This window comes from Neobacillus niacini (genome assembly GCF_023715785.1).
GTDB classification, from domain to species: Bacteria; Bacillota; Bacilli; order Bacillales; family Cytobacillaceae; genus Neobacillus; species Neobacillus niacini_E.
In genome coordinates this window covers 953,046-971,018 of the sequence record NZ_JAMBOX010000001.1, presented here as the reverse complement: position 1 = coordinate 971,018, position 17,973 = coordinate 953,046, and the positions used below count along the sequence as shown (strand labels likewise).

15 protein-coding genes and 1 rRNA gene are annotated in these 17,973 nt (G+C 42.9%); 8 read left to right on the top strand and 8 right to left on the bottom strand.

Features of this window, described 5'->3' with window-relative positions:
- The 8 genes from M3234_RS04605 to dnaA form a co-directional block, all read right to left on the bottom strand.
- A 16S ribosomal RNA gene (locus tag M3234_RS04605) occupies positions 1-324 on the bottom strand; the annotation flags it as partial.
- Positions 325-567: 243 nt separating this feature from the next.
- On the bottom strand, positions 568-3,180 hold the full coding sequence (gene gyrA / locus M3234_RS04600; protein ID WP_262303535.1) for a DNA gyrase subunit A: 2,613 nt from the start codon (positions 3,178-3,180) through the stop codon (positions 568-570).
- A 79-nt stretch (positions 3,181-3,259) separates the two neighbouring features.
- Positions 3,260-5,182 (bottom strand): DNA topoisomerase (ATP-hydrolyzing) subunit B, encoded by a 1,923-nt coding sequence (gyrB, locus tag M3234_RS04595; RefSeq protein WP_262303579.1) that lies wholly within the window; start codon positions 5,180-5,182, stop codon positions 3,260-3,262.
- Positions 5,183-5,254: 72 nt separating this feature from the next.
- Positions 5,255-5,503 carry an extracellular matrix regulator RemB gene (gene remB / locus M3234_RS04590; protein WP_262303534.1) on the bottom strand — a complete coding sequence of 83 codons (249 nt, stop codon included), beginning with the start codon at positions 5,501-5,503 and terminating at the stop codon, positions 5,255-5,257.
- An 8-nt stretch (positions 5,504-5,511) separates the two neighbouring features.
- Positions 5,512-6,630 (bottom strand): DNA replication/repair protein RecF, encoded by a 1,119-nt coding sequence (gene recF, locus M3234_RS04585; RefSeq protein WP_262303533.1) that lies wholly within the window; start codon positions 6,628-6,630, stop codon positions 5,512-5,514.
- Positions 6,631-6,642: 12 nt separating this feature from the next.
- Entirely contained in the window at positions 6,643-6,858 is a 216-nt protein-coding gene (gene yaaA, locus M3234_RS04580; RefSeq protein ID WP_262303532.1) for a S4 domain-containing protein YaaA, read from the bottom strand.
- A 124-nt stretch (positions 6,859-6,982) separates the two neighbouring features.
- Positions 6,983-8,119, bottom strand: a complete 1,137-nt coding sequence (gene dnaN, locus M3234_RS04575) for a DNA polymerase III subunit beta (RefSeq protein WP_066310701.1) — start codon at positions 8,117-8,119, stop codon at positions 6,983-6,985.
- Between the two features lie 196 nt (positions 8,120-8,315).
- Complete coding sequence (dnaA, locus tag M3234_RS04570) at positions 8,316-9,662, bottom strand: chromosomal replication initiator protein DnaA (RefSeq protein WP_066310698.1); 1,347 nt, start codon at positions 9,660-9,662, stop codon at positions 8,316-8,318.
- Between the two features lie 676 nt (positions 9,663-10,338).
- Between dnaA and rpmH the strand changes: the two genes are divergently transcribed.
- The 8 genes from rpmH (at position 10,339) to noc (ending at position 17,786) form a co-directional block, all read left to right on the top strand.
- Positions 10,339-10,473 (top strand): 50S ribosomal protein L34, encoded by a 135-nt coding sequence (gene rpmH, locus M3234_RS04565; RefSeq protein ID WP_262303531.1) that lies wholly within the window; start codon positions 10,339-10,341, stop codon positions 10,471-10,473.
- Positions 10,474-10,565: 92 nt separating this feature from the next.
- Positions 10,566-10,913 (top strand): ribonuclease P protein component, encoded by a 348-nt coding sequence (gene rnpA, locus M3234_RS04560; protein ID WP_262303530.1) that lies wholly within the window; start codon positions 10,566-10,568, stop codon positions 10,911-10,913.
- 139 nt (positions 10,914-11,052) lie between these two features.
- Positions 11,053-11,826, top strand: coding sequence for a YidC family membrane integrase SpoIIIJ (spoIIIJ, locus tag M3234_RS04555; RefSeq protein WP_262303529.1), 774 nt, complete (start codon positions 11,053-11,055; stop codon positions 11,824-11,826).
- A complete protein-coding gene (gene jag, locus M3234_RS04550; protein WP_066310694.1) occupies positions 11,823-12,446 on the top strand; it encodes an RNA-binding cell elongation regulator Jag/EloR in 624 nt (207 codons plus the stop codon). Before spoIIIJ ends, jag begins: the two co-directional genes overlap by 4 nt.
- A gap of 217 nt (positions 12,447-12,663) precedes the next feature.
- Positions 12,664-14,049: a tRNA uridine-5-carboxymethylaminomethyl(34) synthesis GTPase MnmE gene (gene mnmE, locus M3234_RS04545; RefSeq protein WP_262303528.1), complete on the top strand. Its 1,386-nt coding sequence runs from the start codon at positions 12,664-12,666 to the stop codon at positions 14,047-14,049.
- A 76-nt stretch (positions 14,050-14,125) separates the two neighbouring features.
- The gene (mnmG, locus tag M3234_RS04540; protein ID WP_262303527.1) at positions 14,126-16,012 is read left to right on the top strand and encodes a tRNA uridine-5-carboxymethylaminomethyl(34) synthesis enzyme MnmG; all 1,887 of its coding nucleotides are present in this window, start codon (positions 14,126-14,128) and stop codon (positions 16,010-16,012) included.
- Between the two features lie 54 nt (positions 16,013-16,066).
- Positions 16,067-16,783, top strand: a complete 717-nt coding sequence (rsmG, locus tag M3234_RS04535) for a 16S rRNA (guanine(527)-N(7))-methyltransferase RsmG (RefSeq protein WP_262303526.1) — start codon at positions 16,067-16,069, stop codon at positions 16,781-16,783.
- A gap of 139 nt (positions 16,784-16,922) precedes the next feature.
- Positions 16,923-17,786 carry a nucleoid occlusion protein gene (noc, locus tag M3234_RS04530; protein WP_262303525.1) on the top strand — a complete coding sequence of 288 codons (864 nt, stop codon included), beginning with the start codon at positions 16,923-16,925 and terminating at the stop codon, positions 17,784-17,786.
- Positions 17,787-17,973 lie beyond the last annotated feature (187 nt).

The following is a 17,973-nucleotide window of genomic DNA, read 5'->3' as shown; positions in this document are numbered from 1 at the left end:
CAGTGTGGCCGATCACCCTCTCAGGTCGGCTACGCATCGTCGCCTTGGTGAGCCGTTACCTCACCAACTAGCTAATGCGCCGCGGGCCCATCTGTAAGTGTCAGCCGAAACCGACTTTCAGCTTACCGACATGTGTCGATAAGAATGATCCGGTATTAGCACCGGTTTCCCGGTGTTATCCCAGTCTTACAGGCAGGTTGCCCACGTGTTACTCACCCGTCCGCCGCTAACCACCGGGAGCAAGCTCCCAGTGATTCGCTCGACTTGCATGTATTAGGCACGCCGCCAGCGTTCGTCCTGAGCCAGGATCAAACTCTCCAATAAAGTTGAGTTGATTAGCTCATAAAAGTTACGTTGGCTTCATTTCGAAAGAAATGAATGTTTTATTGTTGACGTTTTTGTTTGTTTAGTTTTCAAAGATCGAATTTGTTATCGCCCGAGGCGACTTTATTAATATACCATCACAATAAAGGGAAGTCAACACTTTTTATTATATTTTTTACTATGACGATAATAAAAAGCTATATAAAAGAAGGAACACTACATACGAGTGCCCCTTCCCAGTAATTATTCTTCGTTTGAATCTGGTGTTTCATCCGATCCAGCTTCTTCGTTTGAATCTGGTGTTTCATCCGATCCAGCTTCTTCGTTTGAATCTGGTGTTTCAACTGGTTTAGCTTCTTCGTTTGAATCTGGTGCTTCGCCTAGTTCGACTTCTTCACCTTCGAGATGATCTTCTTCATCTACTTCTTCCTTTTCGACCTTGGCTACAGTAGCGACAAATTCATCATTTTCCTTGATGCTGATTAATTTGACGCCCTGAGTGTTTCGGCCTAATTGGGAGATGCCGGCTACATCTATACGGATGAGCACACCTCCGGTGGTAATTAACATTAAATCTTCTTCACCGGTGACCGTTCTAACCGACACAAGATGCCCATTTTTCTCTGTGACGTGGCAGGTTTTAATACCTTTTCCGCCCCGGCCTTGAATTCGGTATTCGGCAGCAGGAGTGCGTTTGCCATAGCCATTTTTCGTTACAATCAGAATATCGTTATCCTCTTCCAGCACTTCCATGCCGATAACCTCATCGCCACTGTCGAGGGTAATCCCTTTCACACCTGTTGCAGTTCGGCCCATTGACCGGACATCTGTTTCCGGGAAGCGAATTAACATCCCATTTTTTGTGCCGATAATAATTTCCTTACTTCCGTCGGTTAAACGAGCCGAAATCAATTCATCGCCATCGCGCAGGCTTAAGGCTATTAATCCGTTATTACGAATATGCGCAAATGATGACAATGGGGAACGTTTGGATATTCCTTCTTTTGTTGTAAAGAATAAGTACCAATCATCAACAAATTCTTCTACCGGGATAATGGCATTAATCCATTCTCCTTTTTCTACACTGAGAAGGTTAATGATTGGAATTCCTTTTGCAGTGCGGCTATATTCCGGAATTTCATAGCCTTTGGTACGATAAACCTTCCCTTTATTCGAAAAGAATAAAATGGTATCGTGCGTCGAGGTGGTAATTAAATGCTCGACAAAATCATCTTCATTGGTCCCCATTCCTTGGATGCCGCGGCCGCCCCGTTTTTGGGCACGGTAGGTCGATACTGGAAGCCGCTTGATATAACCATTATGTGTCAGGGTGATGACGATGCTTTCACGTGGAATTAAATCCTCATCCTCGAAAAATTCAATACCGCCAACAGCAATATCAGTACGACGTTTATCATTAAAACGCTCTTTAATTTCAAGCAGTTCTTCACGAATAATCTCAAGAACCTTTTCCTCGTCTGCCAAAATCGCCTTTAATTCAGCAATCAGCTTGACCAGGTTTTGGTATTCTTCTTCAATTTTCTCTCTTTCCAGTCCTGTTAAACGCTGCAGGCGCATATCGAGAATCGCCTGTGCTTGTTTTTCAGAAAGGTTGAATTGGGTCATTAACCCTTGACGGGCAATATCTGTCGTTTGCGAACCGCGAATCAACGCAATAATCGCATCAATATGGTCAAGTGCCACACGCAAACCTTCCAAAATATGAGCGCGTGCTTCTGCTTTACGCAGTTCAAATTCTGTTCTCCGGCGGATAACAACTTTTTGGTGATCCAAATAATGGACTAAACATTGCTTTAACGTTAATACCTTCGGATGGCCATTCACTAATGCAAGCATGTTAATGCCATAGCTTGTTTGCATCGCCGTTAACTTATATAAGTTATTTAACAGTACATTGGCATTTGCGTCCTTGCGAAGTTCAATAACAATCCGCATCCCTCTGCGGTCTGATTCGTCCCGCAGGTCTGTAATGCCTTCAAGTTTTTTATCGCGGGCAAGCTCAGCAATTTTTTCAATCAATTTTGCTTTGTTGACTTGATATGGAATTTCATTGACAATAATCGTTTCTTTGCCGTTTGATTTTTGTTCAATCTCCACCTTGGCCCGCAATGTAATCGAGCCTCTGCCTGTTTCGTAAGCTTTGCGGATGCCGCTGCGGCCAAGAATAATCCCGCCTGTAGGGAAGTCCGGACCCGGAATGATTTCCATTAACTCTTGGTTGGTGATGCCTGGGTCATGACTGACCGCCAAGACACCATCGATGACCTCACCAAGCTGGTGAGGAGGAATGTTTGTAGCCATCCCGACTGCAATGCCCGTTGTACCGTTGACCAGAAGGTTAGGGAATCTTGCCGGCAATACGACCGGCTCCTTTTCTTCACCGTCATAGTTATCTTGATAATCAATGGTGTCTTTATTAAGGTCCCTTAATAATTCCATTGAGATTTTTGACATTCTTGATTCTGTATAACGCATCGCCGCCGCAGAGTCGCCGTCAACAGAACCAAAGTTTCCATGGCCATCAACTAGCATGTAGCGATAGTTAAAGTCTTGAGCCATTCGCACCATTGTTTCATAAACGGCAGAATCACCATGTGGATGATATTTACCAATTACATCACCAACGATACGTGCAGACTTTTTATATGGTTTGTCCGCATGAATTCCAAGATCATGCATAGCATAAAGAATACGGCGATGGACTGGCTTTAATCCGTCACGTACATCCGGAAGGGCACGTGATACAATAACACTCATCGCATAGTCAAGAAAGGATGATCTCATTTCCTGGCTAATGTTAATCTCTTTAATTTGCGAATTTGGCGTTTCACTCATACTTGGTACCTCCTATTAGGGATCACCTAAAAGAAAAAAGGAGGATAGCGCACACCTCTACCCTTTTTCCCTTTGTTTGTTATATATCTAGATTCTTTACATATTGTGCATTTTCCTCAATGAAGTTACGGCGTGGTTCAACCTTTTCCCCCATTAACATATCGAAGGTTTCATCCGCTTCAATCGCATCTTCAAGGCTGACTTGAAGCATGGTTCTGACACTAGGATCCATCGTTGTTTCCCATAATTGCTCGGGATTCATCTCTCCCAAACCTTTATAGCGCTGGATATTCGGCCTTGGCTGACTAGGCAGCTCAGCAAAAATCCGGTCAAGTTCTTTGTCATTGTAGGCATATTCGACTCTTTTACCCTGCTGCACCTTATAAAGCGGAGGCTGGGCAATATAAATGTATCCTGCTTCAATAATTTTTCTCATAAACCGATAAAAGAAGGTTAATAGGAGTGTCCGGATATGGGCACCGTCAACATCTGCATCAGTCATGATCACGATTTTATGATAGCGGGCTTTAGAAATATCAAAATCTTCGCCAATCCCAGTCCCTATCGCGGTAATCATCGCTCTAACCTCATTGTTTGACAGAATCCGATCGAGACGGGCCTTCTCAACATTTAGAATTTTACCTCTGAGCGGTAGAATCGCCTGAAAATGACGGTCACGCCCCTGTTTTGCGGAACCGCCTGCGGAGTCACCCTCAACGATATACAATTCACTTTCTCCTGGGTCTCTTGAAGAACAGTCAGCTAATTTACCTGGCAAACTGGAGACTTCCAATGCACTTTTACGGCGCGTTAATTCCCGGGCCTTCTTAGCCGCAAGTCGAGCCCGTGCCGCCATAAGTCCTTTGTCGACAATTTTCCGGCCAACACTTGGATTCTCCAATAGGAATTTTTCAAAAGTGCTAGAAAAAACTGTATCCGTAATCGTTCTGACTTCAGAATTTCCGAGTTTGGTTTTTGTTTGGCCCTCAAACTGCGGGTCCGGGTGCTTAATCGACACAATCGCCGTCAACCCTTCCCGCACATCCTCCCCGGAGAGATTTGTCTCATTCTCTTTAATCAGTCCGTTTTTGCGGGCATAGTCGTTTATAACCCTGGTAAGGGCCGTTTTGAAGCCGGCTTCATGCGTTCCGCCCTCATAAGTATGGATATTATTGGCGAAGGAATAAATGCTCTCCGTATAACCATCATTGTATTGCAGGGCAACCTCGACACTGATGCCATCACGTTCACCCTCCATATAGATTGGCTCTTCGTGGATGACCTCTTTTGTACGGTTTAAATGCTCAACATATGACTTAATTCCGCCCTCGTAATAATATTCATTTTGTTTATTTTCCACTCGCTTGTCTTCAATCGTAATTTTTATGCCACGATTCAAAAAGGCAAGTTCGCGAAGACGGGTGGCGAGTATGTCATACTCATATTCTAGTGTTTCGGTAAAAATTTCCCCATCTGGCTTAAAATGGGTTATTGTTCCGGTTTTGTCTGTTGTTCCGATTACCTTTAGTTCAGAAACAACGTTGCCGCGTTCAAATTTAATCTCGTGAATTTTGCCGTCGCGATGGACGTAGACTTCGAGTTCAGTCGAAAGGGCATTAACAACTGAGGCACCTACACCGTGCAGTCCGCCGGAAACCTTATAGCCTCCACCGCCAAATTTACCGCCTGCATGAAGAACGGTCATAATGACTTCCACTGCCGGCCGTCCCATTTTCTCTTGAATGTCAACAGGAATGCCGCGGCCATTATCCTTGACGGTAATGCTGTTATCTTCTTCAATCGTGACATTGATTTCGTTACAGAAGCCTGCGAGCGCCTCGTCTATGCTGTTATCAACAATTTCCCAAACAAGATGGTGAAGGCCTCTGCCGCTTGTTGAACCGATGTACATGCCTGGTCTTTTTCGTACAGCCTCAAGTCCTTCTAAAACTTGAATTTGATGCGCATCATATGTTTGCTCCTGCATTGCTTTTTGATCCATTGTCACTTGATTCACCTGCACTTTCTGCCAATAAAACTATTTTCATTTTTACTAAAGGAGCTAATCTATTTGTTAAATTTCCTGTATCGTAACTTGATTGGAACGCTTTCTTAAAGTACCGGACGCAATCGGGGAAAGGTACACCTTGTCAAACGTCACTACAACCGATTTAAAGGGATTTTTGGAAAGATTCATCAACTTGTCTTGATGATGCTCCAAAAATTCTGTCAGCAGCTCCGAATTTTTGACACTTGCTTTATCTAAAATGGCGATAATATCATTGACCCTAATGCTGTGGTCTTCCCCGATATGGATATACATAGAGCACCTCAATGAACTTTCTTTATGACCCCGGAGTTCACTTCATACGTTGAAGCTTCCTTCAATGTCTGGTGATCAATTCCGTCCACACTAGTAGTAGTAACAAAGGTTTGCACCTTGCCTTGAATCGTATTCAATAAATGTGACTGCCTATAATCATCCAGTTCCGACAAAACATCGTCTAACAGTAAAATTGGATACTCGCCAATTTCAGCGTGAATTAATTCAATTTCCGCCAGTTTGACCGACAGCGCCGTTGTCCGCTGCTGTCCCTGTGAGCCAAATGTTTGCACATCGCGGCCATTAACTAAAAACAGCAAATCATCGCGATGCGGGCCAAACAGGGTAGTGCCCCGTTCGATTTCCCTTAACCTCACTTTTGCAAACTTCTCTTCAAAACTTGTTATCATTTTCGACAAGTCTTGTTCTTCTAATACCTCCACGGAGGGTTTATAGTGAATTTCAAGTGCCTCCAGCCCGCGGGAAATTCCATGATGAATCGGTTTCGCCCAGTTTTCGAGTAAATGGAGGAACTCAAATCGTTTGGCAACTATTTTTACAGCCATTCCAATAAACTGTTCCGTCAATATTTCAAGCATGGTTTGGTCAGTCTGTTTTTTGATTTGCAGCATTTTTAAATAATGATTGCGCTGCTGAAGTATTTTTTGATATTGGCTCATATCATGCAAATAAATTGGAGAGATTTGGCCAATTTCCATATCAATAAACCGTCTGCGAACCTGGGGGCTTCCTTTCACCAGGTTTAGGTCCTCAGGCGCAAACATAACCACATTCATATTTCCGACATACTGGCTGAGTTTTTGCTGTTCAATATGGTTAAGCTTTGCTTTTTTCCCTTTTTTTGAAATCACTAATTGCATAGGGACAGAGCTGTGGTATTTTTGAACCCTTCCCTCTATTTTAGCATAATCCTGGTCCCAGCGAATTAAATCTTTATCGTTTGAGGTTCGGTGGGATTTAGCCATTGCTAAAACGTAAATGGATTCCATGACATTTGTTTTGCCTTGGGCGTTTTCACCTAAGATGACATTTACTTTATTTTCGAACTCAATAAACATTTCCTCGTAATTCCGATAATTTTTTAAGGCTAATTGTTGAATATACATGTAAAGTCATCCTTACTCCGTTATGACGAACTCCCCAAAGCCCGGGATTCTAATTTCATCTCCAGATCGAAGCTTTCTTCCTCGTCTTTGATCTTGCTCGCCATTAATAAACACATCATGTTCACTCAAAAACCATTTGGCCATGCCGCCGGTTTGAATCACATCGGCAAGCTTTAAAAATTGGCCTAAAGTGATAAATTCCGTATCCAGTTTTACTTTTTCAGGCACGTTTTCACCCTCACCTTCTAAAATGGTCCCAATACTTTATTTTACTAAAAAACTCCATCAAAAACAAAGGAAACCCTAAAAAAAGCCGCCAACGGCATGGCGGCATATGGTTGCAATAGGTCGTTTAATAGGTTCTGACCGGCAAAATGAGCTGCAAAATCGATTCATCATGCATTGGGCGAATCACGAATGGGCGCATCGCACCAGTGAAGCTGACTCTGATATCGGTCCCTTCGAGCGCTTTTAGGGCATCCATCATATATTTTGCGCTAAAGGATATTTTTAACTCTTCACCTTCAATAGCTTCAGCTTGAATTTCCTCCACAACTTTTCCGATTTCCGGTGTATTGGAGGAAATTTCAATCACACCGCCCCCAATTGTTGAAAACTTGACCACATTGTTTCTTCCTTCGCGGGCGAGAAGGGAAGCACGATCAATTGCTTGCAGGAATTCTTTCGTATTTACCGTTATATCGGTTTTGCTTTCTGAAGGAATCAATCTCGACGTATCAGGATAATTGCCTTCTAATAATCGTGAGAAAAACAATAAATGCTTCGCTTTAAATAAAATTTGATTCTCGGTAATGACGATATCGATTAATTCATTGGAATCATCAATAATCTTGCTTAATTCGTTTAGGCTTTTACCAGGAATGACAACATTATAGCTTTCAGTATTTTCTGTTTCGATTTTGGCTTTTCTTAACGCCAGCCTGTGGCTATCTGTTGCAATACAGGTCAGCTCACCATTCTCAATTCGCCAGTTTACACCTGTCAAGATTGGCCGTGTTTCCGAAGTGGATACAGCAAAATGAGTTTGGCGGATCATCGCCTTTAACAGGTCAGTGGCAATATGGAATTTATTATTTTCTTCGATTTGCGGCAGGTGAGGGTACTCCTCCGCATCAAGGCCAATTAAATTAAACTCAGATTTGCCGGAACGTATAACGGTTTGAAGCGAGCTATGCACTTCAATTTCAACAGTGTCGGTAGGTAGCTTTTTTACAATTTCACTGAAAAACTTTGCTTGTAGGACAATCGCGCCAGTTTGTTTAATTTCAACAATTTCATCGCCAGCTTCTTCTTTCGGAATAAATGATTCAATCGAGACATCCGAATCACTTCCGGTTAAGGTTACTCCCTCATTGGTAGTCGTAATTTTAATCCCCGTCAAAATAGGAATTGTTGTCCTCGAGGTGACTGCTTTCATAACATCTTGAACACTTTGGACTAGGCGGTCACGCTGGATAATAAATTTCATTTTTTAAAATCCTCCGTTTAGGCATATTTTTAAAAGCGATAGCATATATATATTATTTTTTATAAAAAAATTAGTAGAAGTACTAGTAGGGCTTGTTAACATGTGGATAACTCCAATTTTCAACGGAAAGACAGCCTATCCACATGTGGACAGACTGTGTATAGACTCTAAGAAGTTATTCACATCATTCACTGTCTTATATTTTAAGCTGCTCATTCAATTCTTTCATTTGTTTTTGCAACTGCGAATCTGTCTGAAGAAGCTTTGAAATCTTTTCATGAGCATGGATGACGGTGGTATGGTCGCGGCCGCCAAATTCTTCTCCTATTTTCGGCAAAGAATAATCGGTTAATTCACGCGACAAATACATGGCAATCTGTCTTGGAAAGGCAATTGATTTAGTCCGCTTTTTGGCCTTAAAGTCCTCAAGCTTGATATTATAATGCTCGCCGACTACCTTTTGGATCTCCAAAATCGTAATGACCTTCGGCTTTGAGCTTGGAATAATATCCTTCAGCGCTTCGGCGGCAAGGTCGGCATTTATGTCTTTATTAATTAAAGACGAATAGGCAACAACGCGGATCAAGGCACCCTCGAGCTCTCGGATGTTGGAATCAATCTGATTGGCGATATAAAGCATAACTTCATTTGGAATATCCAGACCTTCCGCTTTTGCCTTTTTGCGCAAAATAGCAATCCTTGTTTCCAAGTCAGGAGGTGTGATGTCGGTAATCAAGCCCCACTCGAACCTAGAGCGGAGACGGTCCTCCAGGGTCGGAATTTCACGGGGCGGCCGATCACTTGAGATGACAATTTGTTTGCTCTCCTCGTGCAAGGCGTTAAAAGTATGGAAAAACTCTTCCTGGGTTGATTCTTTTCCGGCCAAAAATTGAATATCATCAATAAGCAGGACATCGACATTTCGATATTTATTGCGGAAACTCTCTGCGCGATTGTCCCGTATCGAGTTAATAAATTCGTTGGTGAATTTTTCTGATGATAAATAAACCACTTTCGCGGACGGGTTATGGTCCAGGACATAATGGCCAATCGCATGCATCAAGTGGGTTTTTCCGAGACCGACACCCCCGTAGATAAATAGGGGGTTATAGGCTTTGGCTGGCGCTTCGGCAACAGCAAGCGACGCAGCATGGGCGAAACGGTTGCCAGATCCGATGACAAAGGTATCAAAGGTGTATTTAGGGTTTAAAATATTTGAAGGAAAATCTGTTTGCTCTTCATCCTTTTTGGCCTTTTTACGGGGCGTCGGAATCTCAAGCTCTTCCTCTTTTTGATTTTGCGGAATGATAAACTTTACCGACAGTTCTTCCCCCGTAATATCATAAAGAATTCCTGAAATCAGCTGAGAGTAGCGCTCCTCGAGCCAATCGCGGGCAAACTCATTTGGAGCCGTTACGACAAGCAGATTGCCTTGAAGCGAATGCGCTTTGGTGGCTTTAAGCCAGGTATCAAAGCTGGGTTTGCTGATTTTCTTCTCGATGTTCGCAAGCGCTGCATGCCAAAGATCCGCAATATTTTCCAACTGGTTTCCCTCCCTTTATAATTTTTGAAATGTATGTTTCTGTGCAAAAAGAGTCTAACTCCTTTGGAATATTGTTTCCTGTCCAGGTATCAAATTCGACTAATATTTTAGTGGAATAATGTTTAATCCATGGAGAACAACCTATTAATTTATAAATATACGAAACGGTGATTGTGGAAAACGTATAATAAGGAAATAAAGTGGAGTTTCGACAATATCCACCTCTTGTGGACAAGTTTTTACAGAACCGTTGAATAACCTGTCCACATGTTATCCACAATCTGTGGATAAAACTAATTGGGGATAAAGTTATTCAGGGTGAAAACACAAATATAATATCAAATAATAGCTAGGTGTGCAATGGTTTTTCAAAGTTTATCCACATCTGCTGTAACCTGTGCACAATAATTGTCCACAGGTTGATAATTTGTGAAAATCCTGTCAATATCTTGTGTGGATAGCGAGAAATTTGTCGATTTTTTATCCACAATATTTTTTTAGGGCGCTGGAAAACTTTTTGCTGCTATTTTTAGCTATGAGTTTGGAATCACCATTTTAGTCACGGGTGAATTTGGTAATAGACAGTGGTTGACAATATAAAGTAGACATCTTTATAATAAGTAAGACTGTCATTTGACTTGAATTTGAAGGCGATCCTTCCAGGGAGGTGTCATATATGAAAAGAACATATCAACCAAATAAGCGCAAGCACAGCAAGGTTCACGGTTTCCGTAGCCGTATGAGCTCACCAAACGGACGTAAGGTTCTTGCTCGTCGTCGTCGCAAAGGAAGAAAAGTATTATCAGCATAGACCACTGAAACGTCTCAGTGGTCTTTTTTTCAATTAGGTGAGGCAGGGGAGAGTTCTCTTGCCTCAAATTTAAGGAGGAAAGCTCGGCTAAGATGAAAAAAGAGCTCCGAATTAAAAAGAATCAGGACTTTCAAACCGTTTTTCAAAAAGGGCGTTCGTTTGCCAATCGGCAATTCGTTGTCTATTGTCTTGAAAAAGAAGGACAAGCGGACTTCCGAATCGGGCTGTCGGTTAGCAAAAAACTCGGCAATGCGGTAACGCGCAACCAAATAAAACGGTACATAAGACAAGCCATTTTTGAGTTAAAGGAACAACTTGCCCTTGGCAACGACTATGTCATCATCGCCAGGAAACCTGCCGCGGATATGGACTTTTTTGAAGTGAAAAACAGTTTGGCCCATGTACTGAAGGTCGGCAAGGTTTTAAAGAAAAATCTTTAGGCGATAATTGTGATAATTTATTCAAATTTCTTAAGAGTGATAAAGACAAGCATCATTTAAAAATGTTAAAATATCCTATGAAATCGCTTAAATGTGAAATTTACATAGAGGATACTTTGTTGCAAGGAGGAAAAACTGGTTGAAAAAACGAATATTACTGGTATTCGGCATGCTTTTCGTGTTCTTGCTGCTGACAGGATGCAGTGAAGTAAATAAACCGATTACCGAGGAAAGCACAGGATTCTGGAATGAATATATTGTTTATCCGTTATCATGGCTGATTAAGGAAATGGCACACCTGCTTGGCGGTAACTTTGGACTGTCGATTATTGTGGTCACCATCTTAATCCGCTTGGTGATACTGCCATTAATGATCAAACAGACAAAAAGCTCAAAAGCCATGCAGGCATTGCAGCCTGAAATGAAAGCTTTACGCGAAAAATACAGCTCTAAAGACCAAAAGACCCAGCAAAAGCTGCAGCAGGAAACCATGGCCCTGTTCCAAAAGCACGGGGTTAACCCAATGGCCGGATGTTTCCCATTGCTGGTCCAAATGCCGATTTTGATCGGGTTTTATCATGCGATTATGCGAACAAGGGAAATTGCCCAGGATAACTTCCTGTGGTTTGATTTGGGGGAAAAGGATCCTTACTACATTTTGCCGATTGTTGCCGGAATAACTACGTTTATTCAGCAAAAAATCATGATGGCCGGCCAGGAGCATAACCCGCAAATGGCAATGATGCTCTGGATGATGCCGATTATGATTGTTGTGTTTGCGATCAGCTTCCCAGCAGCCCTTTCATTGTACTGGGTTGTAGGTAATATTTTCATGATTGTTCAAACTTATTTCATTAAAGGACCGGATCTTAAGGCAACAGCCACCGGTAAAGCGGGAGGAGCAAAAAAGTGAAACAGGTAACTGCTACAGGACAAACTGTCGAAGAAGCAGTAGAATCAGCTTTAGCTCAATTAAAGACGACCAAAGACCGCACAGATGTAGACATTATCGATGAAGGTAAAAAAGGGATTTTTGGCATTTTTGGCTCACGCCCGGCAGTAGTGAAGGTAACTGTCATTATTGACCCGATTGAAGAGGCAAAGAAATTCTTGAACCAAGTAAGTGCACAAATGGGCGCCGAGGTTGAAATCGAGGCAAAGCGTGATGGCAAGCAGGTTCAATTTGTGTTGTCCGGTGAGAAAATCGCCTTATTAATCGGTAAGCGCGGCCAAACTTTGAATTCGCTTCAGTATTTGACTCAGCTTGTGATCAATCGCCATTCCGAGCAATACTTGACTGTGATCCTCGATGCGGAGGATTATCGTAACCGTCGGAGCGACACCCTGATTCAACTGGCCCAGCGCCTCGCCCAAAAGGCAATCAAGACTGGTAAAGATGTGGCGCTTGAGCCGATGCCTTCATATGAGCGCAAGGTGATTCATACCGCTTTGGCCGAAAACAAGAGGGTAAAAACCCTTTCCGATGGAACCGAACCCCATCGCCATGTGGTAATCTCACCAGTTAGAAAATAAGCAGTAAAACACCCCGTCCTTAGGATAGGGGTGTTTTTTTTGCGTTAAAAGAAAGATTTTAATAAAAAAAACAATGTGAATAACTTTTTAGTCATCAAAAGTGTTTTATTGTTATTCACATGTGGATAAGTTAAAATAATACAAGATAATTATCATTTGTGGATAATTCAGGTCAGTTTGTTAAAAGGCTGACTTTTTTAGTTGTGAGGTGTACAAAGTGGAGTTTGATACAATTGCGGCAATTTCCACTCCGATGGGGGAGGGAGCGATTGCGATTGTCCGCCTTAGCGGGGATGAAGCGATCACGATTGCTGATAAACTGTTTAAAAGCATAAATGGAAAAAAACTTTCGGAAATGGCGACCCATACGATTCACTATGGTCATTTGCAAAATCCGAAAGACGGCCAAGTGGTTGAAGAGGTTATGGTCTCAATCATGAAGGGGCCAAAGACGTTTACAAAAGAGGATGTAATTGAAATAAATTGCCACGGCGGAATTGTTTCAGTCAATCGTGTGCTCCAGCTCGTTCTGAACAACGGAGCAAGACTGGCGGAACCAGGGGAATTTACGAAGCGGGCATTTTTAAATGGCCGGATTGATTTATCCCAGGCTGAGGCGGTCATGGATTTAATCCGGGCGAAAACGGACCGAGCGATGAATGTGGCGCTAGGCCAAATGGAAGGCCGCTTGTCCAAGCTGATTAAAAGATTGAGGCAGGAAATTCTTGAAATACTCGCCCATATTGAAGTGAATATCGATTATCCCGAATATGATGATGTCGAGGAAATGACCCATACGATGCTGCTGCCGAAAGCGCATTATGTCAGAGAAGAAATAAATAAGCTGCTGCAAACATCGGAGCAGGGCAAAATATTGCGGGAAGGACTTTCAACTGTTATTATCGGAAGGCCGAATGTCGGCAAGTCATCATTATTAAACAGCCTTGTCCATGAGAATAAGGCAATTGTTACTGATATTCCCGGGACAACTCGCGATGTGATTGAAGAGTATGTCAATGTCCGCGGCGTTCCGCTTCGGCTATTGGATACAGCGGGAATCCGGGAAACCGAGGATATCGTAGAGCGGATTGGGGTTGAACGCTCACGTCAGGTATTGAAAGAGGCCGATTTGATCCTCCTTGTGTTGAATTATTCGGACCAGCTGACAAAAGAGGATGAAAACCTGTTCGAAGCGGTAAAAGGAATGGATGTCATCGTCATTGTCAATAAAACTGACCTGCCGCAGCAAATAGATTTGAATCGGGTCAAAGAATTGGCAAAGGATTATAAATTGGTGACGACGTCGCTGCTCGAGGACAGCGGTGTCGATGAGCTTGAAGAAGCGATTGCATCATTATTCTTTGCCGGATCGATTGAAGCAAAGGATGTAACCTACGTTTCGAACAGCCGCCATATTGCCTTGTTAAATCAAAGCTTACAAGCAATTGAGGAAGCGATAGGTGCAGTAGAGCTCGGAACTCCGATTGATATGGTCCAAATCGACTTGACGAGAACGTGGGAACTGCTTGGCGAAATTATCGGCGACAGTGTTCACGAAAGCCTGATTGACCAATTATTTTCGCAGTTCTGCCTTGGTAAATAATCTGTGGGTGGCGTGCGGCTGACCGTACGCTGTGAAAGATAGATGTTTCCGCTTAACGCGGAAAAGGAGGAAAAATATGCAGTACGAAGCAGGAAGTTACGACGTCATCGTCGTCGGCGCTGGCCATGCTGGCTGTGAGGCTGGCCTCGCGGCGGCAAGGCTGGGCGCGAAAACATTAATGATTACCATCAATTTGGATATGGTTGCCTTTATGCCCTGCAATCCTTCCGTCGGCGGTCCGGCAAAAGGGATTGTTGTCCGGGAAATAGATGCTCTCGGCGGTGAAATGGCAAAAAATATTGATAAGACACTTATCCAAATCAGGATGCTGAATACCGGTAAAGGCCCTGCTGTCCGTGCGCTAAGGGCGCAGGCTGATAAATTTGCCTACCAGCATGAAATGAAAAAGACTCTTGAGGAAGAACCAAACCTTACCTTAATTCAAGGCATGGTTGAGGAATTGATTGTCGAGGATGGCATCTGCAAAGGAGTAATTACCAAAACAGGTGCGGTCTATCGTGCGAAAACAGTCGTTATAACTACCGGTACATTCCTGCGCGGTGAAATTATCATTGGGGAATTGAAATATTCCAGCGGTCCGAATAATCAACAGCCATCAATCAAACTGTCGGAGCATTTGGAACAGCTTGGGTTTGAACTTGTCCGCTTTAAAACCGGGACACCGCCTCGCGTGAACAGTAACACGATTGATTACAGCAAAACAGAAATTCAACCTGGTGATGAAGAACCGCGGGCATTTTCCTATGAAACAACTGAATTTATTACGGACCAGCTGCCATGCTGGCTGACCTATACGAACGATAAAACCCATAGCTTAATTGACCAAAACCTGCATCGCTCACCGATGTTCTCTGGCATGATCAAAGGTACCGGGCCGCGCTATTGCCCGTCGATTGAGGATAAGGTTGTTCGTTTTAACGATAAACCGCGCCATCAAATTTTCCTCGAGCCAGAAGGAAGAAATACAAGGGAAGTCTATGTCCAAGGCCTGTCGACCAGCTTGCCTGAAGATGTACAGCAGCAAATCATCAAAACCGTGCCTGGCCTCGAAAACGCGCAAATGATGCGGGCTGGTTATGCCATCGAATATGATGCCATTGTGCCGACTCAGTTATGGCCAACATTAGAAACAAAGGTTGTTAAAAATTTATATACAGCCGGGCAAATTAATGGCACATCCGGTTATGAGGAAGCTGCGGGTCAGGGGTTGATGGCCGGTATCAATGCCGGGATGAATGCGCTTGGCCGTGAGGAAGTCGTGTTAAGCCGTTCCGATGCCTACATTGGGGTATTAATTGATGACCTGATAACCAAAGGGGTTAATGAACCATATCGTCTATTAACATCAAGAGCGGAATACCGTCTGCTGTTAAGACATGATAATTGCGATTTGCGGTTAACGGAGCTAGGCAACCGAATTGGTTTAATCAAAGAAGAACGCTACCAGTCGTTCTTAGCAAAAAAGGCAGCAATTGAAGCCGAAATCGACCGTCTGCGGTCAATTATTCTAAAACCATCGGCAGACGTGCAGGCACTGATCAGAAGCATCGGCGGCAGCGAATTAAAGGACGGCATCCGCGCTTCCGATTTGTTAAAACGGCCGGAAATGTCCTATGAACTATTGGAAACTCTGACGAAATCAGCTGTACCGTTAACTGACGATGTGAAGGAACAAGTAGAAATTCAAATTAAATATGAGGGTTATATTGATAAGTCGCTGCAGCAGGTGGAGCGATTAAGAAAAATGGAAGACAAAAAGATCCCAGAAAATATAGATTACGATGCCATCTCAGGACTGGCAACAGAAGCAAAGCAAAAGCTGAAGAAAGTCAGGCCGCTTACCCTAGCCCAGGCATCAAGAATTTCCGGGGTAAATCCTGCTGACATATCCATTTTGCTTGTTTATTTGGAGCAAGGTAAAATTGCTAGGGTTTCTAATTAGAAAAGCGGAAGCCCCTAGGCCTGCAGCTAGACAAAAATTAGTGAGGAACTTCATATGAATATTGAACAATTTACAAAAAGCCTTCAGGAAAAAGGAATTGCTTTAACCAGTACCCAGTTGGATCAATATGAGAAATACTACGAGACGCTGGTTGAATGGAACGAAAAAATCAATTTAACGGCCATTACCGAAAAAAGTGATGTGTATTTAAAGCATTTTTACGATTCGATTGCCGCTGCATTTTATTATGATTTTACAAAGCCCTTTCATCTTTGTGATGTCGGGGCAGGTGCCGGCTTTCCCAGCATACCGTTAAAAATTGCTTTCCCGCATATCCAATTGACAATCGTCGATTCACTAAATAAACGTATTTCATTTCTAACGCATCTAGCCAACACATTAAATTTGGAAAATGTGCAATTTGTCCATGACCGTGCAGAAACTTTTGGGGTTAATCCGAACTACCGGGAGCAATTTGATGTGGTTACCGCTAGAGCGGTGGCAAGAATGTCGGTTCTAAGTGAACTATGCCTGCCGCTTGTGAAGGTAGGGGGGCATTTTATTGCCCTTAAGGCAATACATGCAGAAGAAGAACTAAAGGCAGGGCAAAAGGCAATTACCACACTTGGAGGCAAACTGGAAAATCAATTTACGTTTACGCTGCCGATTGAAGAATTTGAACGGACCATTATTGTAATCAAAAAGGAAAAACAAACACCGAAGAAATACCCGCGCAAGCCCGGCACACCAGGGAAAGCACCGATTGAGTAGCTTTTCTTTTTGGGCTCACGCCAGCAGCAATCCTGTACCGCAGGGCTAACATTTTTACTGCAAAAATGTTATTCTAGGCAGGAGGATTAAAGTTGCGTAGAGAATTAATAATAGGGATTTCATGAAGGTGGTGTGGGGGATGAAGAATTCGTTTACACGCTTCTTTGGTTTTGGGGACAAGGGCGAACAAACGATTGAGCTTGATGAAGACCTGAATATAGAACGAAACGAAGAGATAAAAAAAATACCGATCAATCAAATTATTCCTAATCGGTTTCAACCACGGACCGTTTTTGATGAAGATAAAATTGAAGAATTATCAAGAACGATTCACATACACGGGATTATCCAGCCGATTGTCGTAAGAGAGTTTGCTGCTGATAAATACGAAATCATCGCCGGGGAACGGCGCTGGCGGGCAATGAAAAAACTTGGCTGGACAGAAGTGCCGGCCATTGTCAAAAATATGAACGACACCCAAACAGCCTCTGTTGCGCTAATTGAGAACCTACAGCGTGAAGAATTGTCCCCGATTGAAGAAGCAATGGCCTATGGAAAATTGCTTGAGCTTCACAACTTAACTCAAGAAGCATTAGCTCAGCGTCTTGGCAAGGGGCAATCGACTGTAGCCAACAAACTACGCCTGCTAAAATTGCCGCAGCCTGTTCAGGAGGCGCTGTTAAATAAAGTGATTACCGAGCGCCATGCCCGCGCGCTAATTCCGCTAAAAAATCCCGAAAAACAGGTGGAATTGCTGGCAGAGGTGATTGAAAAAAATTTGAATGTCAAGCAAACCGAAGATCGAGTCACGAAGATTCTTGAACAAAAAAATGCCAAGCCAAAACCAAAGCGAAAGGCCTTCAGCAAAGATATGCGAATTGCCGTCAATACAATTAGGCAATCGCTCTCCATGGTTTCCGATAGCGGCATCAAGCTTGACTCCGAAGAGGAAGAATTTGAGGAATACTACCAATTCACCATTCGGATTCCTAAAAAAAAATAATAGGCAAATAGGACAGAACCAGACAAAATATGTTTGGTTCTTATTTTTTTATCGTAAAATCAATAAATAGGAAAAATATGGTATAAACCTAAGTGTTGGAATATTTTTTGAAAAAAAATAACATATGTCCTATTTCATGATAAAATAGAGGAATGAAATTTTACTTTACCTCCCTTTTGGCGGATAA

Coding starts and splice junctions, on each gene's coding strand:
- rpmH (WP_262303531.1), top strand. CDS start 10,339: ATGAAAAGAACATATCAACCAAATAAGCGCAAGCACAGCAAGGTTCAC.
- recF (WP_262303533.1), bottom strand. CDS start 6,630: ATGTATATTCAACAATTAGCCTTAAAAAATTATCGGAATTACGAGGAA.
- mnmG (WP_262303527.1), top strand. CDS start 14,126: ATGCAGTACGAAGCAGGAAGTTACGACGTCATCGTCGTCGGCGCTGGC.
- rnpA (WP_262303530.1), top strand. CDS start 10,566: ATGAAAAAAGAGCTCCGAATTAAAAAGAATCAGGACTTTCAAACCGTT.
- rsmG (WP_262303526.1), top strand. CDS start 16,067: ATGAATATTGAACAATTTACAAAAAGCCTTCAGGAAAAAGGAATTGCT.
- remB (WP_262303534.1), bottom strand. CDS start 5,503: ATGTATATCCATATCGGGGAAGACCACAGCATTAGGGTCAATGATATT.
- gyrA (WP_262303535.1), bottom strand. CDS start 3,180: ATGAGTGAAACGCCAAATTCGCAAATTAAAGAGATTAACATTAGCCAG.
- noc (WP_262303525.1), top strand. CDS start 16,923: ATGAAGAATTCGTTTACACGCTTCTTTGGTTTTGGGGACAAGGGCGAA.
- dnaN (WP_066310701.1), bottom strand. CDS start 8,119: ATGAAATTTATTATCCAGCGTGACCGCCTAGTCCAAAGTGTTCAAGAT.
- gyrB (WP_262303579.1), bottom strand. CDS start 5,182: ATGGATCAAAAAGCAATGCAGGAGCAAACATATGATGCGCATCAAATT.